The sequence below is a fragment of the Rugamonas violacea genome (genome assembly GCF_016461825.1).
Taxonomy (GTDB): Bacteria; Pseudomonadota; Gammaproteobacteria; order Burkholderiales; family Burkholderiaceae_D; genus Rugamonas.
Genome location: NZ_JAEMNU010000152.1, coordinates 36,710 through 45,154, shown reverse-complemented (window position 1 = coordinate 45,154; position 8,445 = coordinate 36,710). Strand labels below are relative to the sequence as shown.

Genomic DNA, 8,445 nt, shown 5'->3' with positions numbered 1-8,445 from the left:
CACCAGCGGGCGCACCTCCTTGTGCACCAGCGCCGGGTCGACGTCGGACAGGTCGGACAGGCTGCGCGTCTCGACCGCCAGCTTGAGCCGCATCAGCGGGCGCAGCACCAGCCGCACGGCGAACCACACCAGCAGGGCCAGCGCCACCAGCAGGCCGGCCTGCCACAGCAGCGTGTCGAACAGGATCTGGTTGGACAGGCCGCGCCGCGCGTCGAGCGTCTCGGCCACCTGGATCAGCGCGATGCCGCGCATCGAGTCGTCGTACACCGGCTGCAGCAGGGCGGCGATGCGGATCGGTTGGCCGTGGTAGCTGGCGTGGTAGAAGCGCACCAGCGCCGGATAGGCCTGCGAGCGCGGCACGTTGGCCGGCACCGGCGGCAGGTCGGCGTAGCCGGACACGGTCTCGCCACGGATGCCGGTGACCTTGTAGTAGATGCGGCCCAGGGTGTCGGTCTCGAAGCTGTCGAGGGCGACGTAGGGCACGTCGGCCACCACCTTGCCGTTGACCACCGAGACGCGCTCGGCCAGCGCCCGCGTCGAGGCCAGCAGCGAGCGGTCGTAGGCCATGTCGGCGGCGTCGAGGGCGTTGCGGTAGACCGAGACGGCGTTCAGCAGCACCAGCACGATCAGCGGCCCGAGCAGCCAGCGCAGCAGCTGGCCGCGCAGGCTGCCCAGCGCGGCCGGGGCGCCGCCGCCGCTGGCGGCGCGGGCGGGTGGGGCGGCCGGCGGCCTCATTCAGGCGGCCGGTTGGGCCGGCCGGGGCTGCAGCAGATAGCCGATGCCGCGCAGCGTGGTGATGATGGCGCCGCCGGGCGCGTCGGCCGCCACGCCGCTGTCGAGCTTTTTGCGCACGCGGTGGATGTACAGCTCGATGGCGTCGAGGTTGGCGTCGTCGGCCAGCGCGAACACCTCGTCGAACAGCTTCTCCTTCGACACGGCGCGCCCGGCGCGGGTGATCAAGGCTTCCAGCACGGCGTGCTCGCGCGGCGTCAGCGCCATCGGCGTGCCGGCGTAGCTGAACATGCGGGTCACCGTGTCGAAGCTGAGCGCGCCGCAGTGGTGCACCAGGCTCTCGTTGCCGACGCTGCGGCGCAGCAGCGCCTTGACGCGCGCCTCCAGCTCGGCCAGTTCGAAGGGCTTGGCCAGGTAGTCGTCGGCGCCCAGGTTGAGGCCCTGCACCTTGTCGTCCAGGCCGCCGCGGGCGGTCAGGATCAGCACCGGCGTCTGGCCGCGCGGCGCGGCGCGCGCGCGCAGGCGCCGCAGCACCTCCAGCCCGTCCATGCGCGGCAGGGTCAAATCGAGGATCACCAGCGCGTAGTCCTGGGTGTGCAGCAGGGCGTCGGCGTCGGCGCCGTTGTCGGCGCATTCCACCGTCAGATGGGCGTCGCGCAGCGCCTTGGCCAGCCAGTGGGATAGTTCGGTGTGGTCTTCAACTAACAGAATGCGCATATTTTCTTGCCAACAGTGTGAAATAAGTTCAGTGTAAGGCCAGAATCATCGCCGCCGCCGGCCCAATTGGGAAGCGCGCGCCGCCAATTGTGGCGCTGTGACGACAAGGCCGGTCCCCAACCCGATCTGAAAGGTAATTGAAAGGAAGTGACTCCTATAGTGGCAGCCTGATTCAAGAATCAGGCAACTCACCAATAACTATATCCTTTGGAGACCCACATGAAGAAAACCACCCTGTCACTCGCCGCGCTGGCCCTGCTGGCCGCCGGCGGCGCCGCCCAGGCGCAATCGAACGTCCAGGTCTACGGCCTGCTCGACATGGGCGTCGACTACGCCTCCGACGCCAAGGCCGGCGGCGGTTCGCTGACCCGGGTCACCTCCGGCGGCATGAACACCTCGCGCTGGGGCTTGCGTGGCACAGAGGATCTGGGCGGCGGCCTGAAGGCCGTGTTCCAGCTCGAAGGCGGCATCCTGATGGACACCGGCGCCTCCGACGGCGTGCTGTTCAAGCGCCAGGCCAACGTCGGCCTGGAGGGCGGTTTCGGCCGCGTCGTGCTGGGCCGCTCGTTCACCAACGTGTACGACACGGTGATCGCCTTCGACCCGATGGGCTTCGCGCCGCTGTACTCGTGGGCCACCTCCGGTCCGGCCACCGGCCCGAGCAAGTACGGCTTCACCACCGCCTTCGACAACCTGATCAAGTATGCCGGCACCTTCGGCCCGCTCAAGTTCGGCGCCTCCTACGGCTTCGGCGAGCAGACCACCGGCGCGCGCGACAGCAGCAAGCTGGGTCTGTCGACCGTCTTCACCACCGGGCCGGTCAGCCTGATGGCGACCTGGGAGCAGGTCAACGGCATCACCGTGCCGGCCACCGGCAACCGCGACAAGAACACCGTCTGGCACCTGGGCGGCAACTACGAGAACGGCCCGCTCAAGCTGACCGCCGTGGTGCGCGACTACAAACTGGTGGCCGGCAAGGCGCTGACTGCCGACATCGACGCCACCACCTACTGGGGCGGCGTCAACTACAAGATCGACGCGGCCACGCTGACCGGCGCGATCTACCACGTCAACGTCAAGAACGTCGCCGCCGGCAAGGACGCCGACCCCACCCTGTACGTGGCGCGCTATCGCTACGCACTGTCCAAACGCACCGACCTGTACGTCTCGGCCGCCTACGCCAAAGCCAAGAACAGCCAGCTGACCGGCCTGTCGCGCGACGACGCCGGTTTCGGTGAATCCCAGCGCGGTTTCATGACCGGCATGCAGCACCGCTTCTAAGCCTTCCGGGCATCCGGCGTTTTTCGAAAACATTTGAAAAACGCCGGATCTTGAAAGCGCTTTGAAAGCTTCACCGCTCTACTATACCCATACCAGATGAAGAAAATTTTGCCAGCTTTGCTGGCGCTGATGTGCGCCCTGCCGCGGTCCGGCATGGCGGCCCAGCCGGCGGGCGTGGAATGCATCGTCCCGTCCAAACCGGGCGGCGCGATGGACCTGACCTGCAAGTTGGCGCAACAAGGCTTGAACGGCTTGCCCGGCCGCCCCACCGGCGCCATGCACATCAGCTACCTGCCCGGCGGCATAGGCGCGGTGGCCTGGCACTCGCTGGTGTCGCAGCGGCGCGCCGAGCCGAACACGCTGGTGGTGTTCTCCGGCGGCTCGCTGCTGAATCTGGCGCAGGGCAAGTTCGGCCGCGCCACCGCCAACGACGTGCGCTGGGTGGCGGCGCTGGGCGCCGATTACGGCATGATCGCGGTGCGCGCCGACTCGCCGTACAAGACGCTGGGCGAGCTGATCGCCGCGTTGAAGAAGCATCCGGACAAGGTGCTGGTGGGTGTCTCGGGCACCATCGGCAGCCAGGATTGGTTGAAGATCGCGCTGGTGGTGAAGGCCGCCGGCGTCGATCCCAAGGTGTTGCGTTTCGTCGCGCTGGAAGGCGGCGGCGAGGCCTTCACCGCGATGCACGCCAATTACGTGCAGGTGGTCTCGGGCGACGCGTCGGAGGCCACGTTGTACGCGGCGGACGGCAATACGCGGGTGCTGGCGGTGCTGTCGGAACAGCGCCTGCCGGGCGTGTTGGCAAACGTGCCGACGGCGCGCGAGCAGGGCATCGACGTGGTCTGGCCGATCATTCGCGGCGTCTGGATGGGACCGCAGGTGGCCGAGGGCGACTACCGCAAGTGGGTCGCCACCTTCGACCGCGTGCTGGCCACGCCGCAGTTCGCGCAGAGCCGCGCCGCCTACGGCCTGTACCCGTTCAGCCTGACGGGCGAGGCGCTGGCGGCCTACGTGAAGAAGGCGGTCGACGACTACGGCCGGCGCGCCAGCGAGTTGGGTTTGATGCGCTAGGCGGCGCCGGATGCGCAGTACGGAATACGCGGTACGGAATACGCAGTAGCAGCAGCGCAGTAGCGCAACGCGGAGCGCAACGCGGTAGCGCAACGCAGTAGCAGCAACGCAGTAGCGCAGTAGCGCGGTAGCGCAACGCAGTAGCGCAGTAGCGCGGTAGCGCAACGCAGTAGCGGGAACTTTGAGTAATCGCGAGCTCGTCATTCCCGCGTAGGCGGGAATCCATGCCGCGCTAAGCAGCATGCGGCGCATGGCGGGAACTCATGCGGTGCATGGGGGGAACTCATGCGGTGCATGGGTTCCCGCCTACGCGGGAACGACAGGTTTTAGAGGTGCCCAAAATAGGCGAATCATCGCCACCATATAAACGACGGAGACAAGACATGATGTTGAAAACCACCCTGGCCGCTGCATTGACCACCGTATTCGCTTCGGCCGCCCTGGCCCAGGTGCCGGCCGGCTATCCGGCCGACTACCAGAAGATCATCGACGGCGCCAAGAAGGAGGGCAAGCTGGTGATCTACGGCGCCACCGACAGCAAGGCGACCCAGCCGCTGATCAAGGATTTCAGCGCCCAGTTCCCCGGCATCTCCGTCGAATACAACGACATGAACTCGACCGAGGTGTACAACCGCTTCATCTCCGAGGTGGCGGCCGGCGGCAACACCGCCGACGTCATGTGGTCGTCGGCGATGGACCTGCAAATGCGCCTGGCCTCGGACGGCTACGCGCTCAAATACAAATCGGTCGAGGCGGCCAAGATCCCCGGCTGGGCGATGTGGGACGAACAGGCCTACGGCACCACCTTCGAGCCGGCCGCCATCGTCTACAACAAGCGCCTGGTCGACGCCAAGGAAGTGCCGCAGACGCACGCCGACTTCACCAAGTTGATCCAGCTGCCCAAGTTCAAGGACAAGGTCACCACCTACGACATCGAGAAGTCCGGCGTCGGCTTCATGTTCATGACCCAGGACGCGCGCGAGAACCCCAAGTTCCTCGAACTGGAGAACGCCTTCGGCATGGCCAAGGTGCGCGTGCAGTCGTCCACCGGCACCATGATGGAGCGCATCTCCTCGGGCGAGAACCTGATCGGCTACAACGTGCTGGGCTCCTACGCCCTGGTGCGCGCCAAGACCGATCCGTCGATCGGCGTGGTGATGCCGAAGGATTACACGCTGATCCTGTCGCGCGTCATCTTCATCAACAAGGCCGCCAAGAACCTCAACGGCGCCAAGCTGTGGCTGGACTACATGCTGTCGCATCGCGGCCAGACGGTGATCGCCAACGACTCCAAGCTGTACGCCATCCGCGCCGACGTCACCGGCGAGACCACCTCGGCCGACTTGATCAAGCAGATCGGCAAGGACAACGTCAAGCCGGTGCCGGTGCACCCGATCGTGCTGCAGTTCCTCGGCCCGGCCAAACGCATGGCCTTCCTCAAGCAGTGGAAAGAAACCGCCGGCAAGAAGTAACAGCAGGCGCGCCGGTGCGCCGGCCAAACCCAGCGGCGTCAAGCTGGGGTCGGACCCCGGCGGGGTCCGACCCCGGATTCTGCCGCATGGGTTTGGGCGGCGAAGGCGCGCGCATACACAGGCCCTTGACCGCACCGGCCGGCCCGGCTTGACCCCACAGTACCCGAACCGGCGCCCATCGCGCCTCGCCACATCGGAACCAAACATGCAAACTATGACCCTTCCCAGCTCCGGCCGGCGCAGCCTCAATTGGCCGCGCGGCGTGGTGGTGGCGCTCGCGCTGATCGCCATCTTCCTGCCGCTGTTCCTGATCTTCTACCAAAGCTTCCTGTCGGCGCCGTTCTTCATGCCGGTCAAGGAGCTCGGCTTCGACGCCTACCGCTTCATCTTCGACGACCCCGACTTCACCATCGCCTTCCGCAACGGCCTGATCCTGGCCACCGGCCTGGCGGTGATCTCGGTGCCGCTGGGCGGCATGCTGGCCTTCCTGATGATCCGCACCGACCTGCCTTGCCGCGGCTGGATCGCGCCGATGCTGCTGGTGCCGATCTTCGTCTCGCCGATGGTGATGGGCTTCGGCTACGTGGTCGCCATGGGGCCGGTCGGCTTCTACTCGACCTGGGCCAAGGAGCTGCTCGGCTTCATCCCCTGGAACATCTACTCCTTCGGCAGCATCGTCGTCATCGCCGGCCTGACCCACGTGCCGCACGTCTACCTGTACGCCTCGTCGGCGCTGAAGAGCCTCGGCTCCGACGTCGAGGAGGCGGCCCGCGTGGCCGGCGCCTCGCCGCTGCAGGTGATGCTCAACGTCTCGCTGCCGATGATCATGCCGGCGCTGGCCTACGCCGCCGTGCTGGTGTTCTTCCTCGGCTTCGAGGTGTTCGGCCTGGTGCTGGTGCTGGGCGACCCGGAGGGCCACATGGTGCTGGCCACCTACCTGTACAAGCTGACCAACAAGCTGGGCACGCCGTCCTACCACTTGATGGCCGCCGTCGCCGTCTGCCTGGTGATGGTGACCATGCCGCTGGTGATGCTGCAGCGCTGGCTGCTCAAGTCGGCCAACAAATACGTCTCCATCAAGGGCAAGGGCGCGCGCACCAAGGTCATGCCCTTGGGTAATTGGAAGTGGCTGGCCTTCGCCCTGATCGCCGGCTGGCTGATGTTCACCATCGTCATGCCGATCTCCGGCATCGTGCTGCGCTCCTTCGTGCTGTACTGGGGCGAGGGCGTGCGCCTGGCCGACGTGCTGACCCTGCAGCACTTCCGCGAGATCCTCGAACAACCGTCGCTAATGCGCGGCATCCTCAACACGGTGCTGATCGGCGTCATCGGCGGCGCGCTGGCGGTGGTCTGCTACAGCGCCATCGCGCTGGCCATGCACCGCAAGCCGGACGGCATCACCCGCCTGCTCGACTACAGCGTGCTGGTGCCGCGCGCCGTGCCCGGCCTGCTGGCCGGCCTGTCCTTCCTGTGGGTCTTCCTGTTCGTGCCGAGCTGGCTGGACGGCATCCTGAAGAGCATGGACAACGGCGTCGCCCTGTGGCTCAGCGGCCATGCCATACCGCTGCTGCGCGAGGTGCGCTCGACCATCTTCGCGCTATGGCTGGCCTACTCGGTGGTCTGGCTGGCCTACGGCATGCGCTTGATCTCGACCGCGTTGCTGCAGGTCGGCCCCGAGCTGGAGGAGGCCGCCCGCGCCGTCGGCGCCAGCCGTGGCCAGGTCAGCCGCGACGTCACGCTGCCGCTGATCAAATACGGCATGCTGGGCGCCTGGTTGATGGTGTTCCTGATCTTCGAACGCGAGTACTCGACCGGCGTCTACCTACTCTCGCCCGGCACCGAGGTGATCGGCGCCATGCTGGTGTCGCTGTGGGCCGGCGGCTCGACCGACCTGGTGGCGGCGCTCTCGTTCATCAACATCACGCTGGTCGCCATCGGCCTGGGCATCGCGCTGCGCTTCGGCGTCAAGCTGCATAACTAATCATCGTTCAACAAGCGAAATCAAAACCATGAAACGAGACATCATCATGAACGAACTGACCGTCAACGAGCTGCACCTGGATTACGGCAGCGGCGCCCACGCCAACCCCATCCTCAAGGGCGTCTCGATGCACCTGCAAAAGGGCGAAGTGGTGGCCCTGCTCGGACCGTCGGGCAGCGGCAAGACCACCCTGCTGCGCGCCGTCGCCGGACTGGAGAGCCCGAAGGCGGGCACCATCGACATCGGCGAGCGCCGCGTCTTCGACGGCAGCCGCGCCTTCGAGATGCCGGCCGAGCAGCGCAACCTGGGCCTGGTGTTCCAGTCCTACGCGCTGTGGCCGCACAAGACCGTGTTCGACAACGTCGCCTACGGCCTCAAGCTGCGCAAGATGGGCGGCGGCGAGATCAAGGAGCGGGTCAACGAGGTGCTCAAGCAGCTCGGCCTGGGCCACCTGGGCGAGCGCTTCCCGCACCAGCTGTCCGGCGGCCAGCAGCAGCGCGTGGCGATCGCCCGCGCGCTGGTCTACAACCCGCCGGTGATCCTGCTCGACGAGCCGCTCTCCAACCTGGACGCCAAGCTGCGCGAGGAGGCGCGCGCCTTCCTGCGCGAGCTGATCGTGCGGCTCGGCCTGTCGGCGCTGATGGTGACCCACGACCAGGCCGAGGCGATGGCCATCTCCGACCGCATCCTGCTGCTCAACAACGGCAAGATCGAACAGCAGGGCAGCCCGCAAAGCATGTATGAGACGCCGGACACCTTGTTCACCGCCGAGTTCATGGGCAGTAACAACCGGCTGCCGGCAAGCATCGTGCGGCGCAACGGCGGCGCCGTGCAGCTCGACGTCAACGGCGTGGCGCTCAAGGCCACGGCGCGCGGCGCCAGCACCGGCAACGAGCCGAGCACCATCATCCGCGTCGAGGAGGTGAAGATCAGCGCCACCCAGGTGGACAACGCGCTGCAACTGCCGCTGCTGACCTGCATGTACCTGGGCGACCGCTGGGAGTGCCTGTTCAAGGGCGGGGGCGGTAGCGAGCTCAGCCTGCGTGCCTACTCGAAGTACCGCCTGGAGCCGGGCAGCTACTGGTTGCAGCTGCCGGCCGACAAGCTCTGGGTGTTCTGAGCCGAGTCGCCACCGGGTTCGCGTTCCGCTCGCCGGACGCGCCCCCAAATCGCCGCCGGCCGGTCTGCCGG

Annotated in this window: 6 protein-coding genes and 1 pseudogene (1 of these 7 running past the window's edge); 5 read left to right on the top strand and 2 right to left on the bottom strand. The window is 66.8% G+C overall.

The genetic code is table 11. The features are described 5' to 3' along the window. Together H7U20_RS28410 and H7U20_RS28405 are read right to left on the bottom strand one after the other, a co-directional pair. Positions 1-735, bottom strand: a pseudogene (locus H7U20_RS28410) (sensor histidine kinase); it reaches 740 nt to the left of the window's first position. Beyond that, positions 736-1,449: a response regulator gene (locus tag H7U20_RS28405; protein ID WP_199762493.1), complete on the bottom strand. Its 714-nt coding sequence runs from the start codon at positions 1,447-1,449 to the stop codon at positions 736-738. 219 nt (positions 1,450-1,668) lie between these two features. Here H7U20_RS28405 and H7U20_RS28400 point away from each other — a divergent pair, with 219 nt between their 5' ends. The 5 genes from H7U20_RS28400 to H7U20_RS28380 all read left to right on the top strand — a co-directional run bounded on the left by H7U20_RS28400 (position 1,669) and on the right by H7U20_RS28380 (position 8,374). After that, complete coding sequence (locus tag H7U20_RS28400) at positions 1,669-2,730, top strand: porin (RefSeq protein WP_199762492.1); 1,062 nt, start codon at positions 1,669-1,671, stop codon at positions 2,728-2,730. Positions 2,731-2,826: 96 nt separating this feature from the next. After that, on the top strand, positions 2,827-3,801 hold the full coding sequence (locus H7U20_RS28395) for a Bug family tripartite tricarboxylate transporter substrate binding protein (protein WP_199762491.1): 975 nt from the start codon (positions 2,827-2,829) through the stop codon (positions 3,799-3,801). Positions 3,802-4,184: 383 nt separating this feature from the next. Next, positions 4,185-5,273 carry an ABC transporter substrate-binding protein gene (locus H7U20_RS28390; RefSeq protein ID WP_199762490.1) on the top strand — a complete coding sequence of 363 codons (1,089 nt, stop codon included), beginning with the start codon at positions 4,185-4,187 and terminating at the stop codon, positions 5,271-5,273. 205 nt (positions 5,274-5,478) lie between these two features. After that, complete coding sequence (locus tag H7U20_RS28385) at positions 5,479-7,254, top strand: ABC transporter permease (RefSeq protein ID WP_199762489.1); 1,776 nt, start codon at positions 5,479-5,481, stop codon at positions 7,252-7,254. A 46-nt stretch (positions 7,255-7,300) separates the two neighbouring features. Further along, positions 7,301-8,374 carry an ABC transporter ATP-binding protein gene (locus tag H7U20_RS28380; protein WP_199762504.1) on the top strand — a complete coding sequence of 358 codons (1,074 nt, stop codon included), beginning with the start codon at positions 7,301-7,303 and terminating at the stop codon, positions 8,372-8,374. The last annotated feature ends 71 nt before the right edge of the window (positions 8,375-8,445 follow it).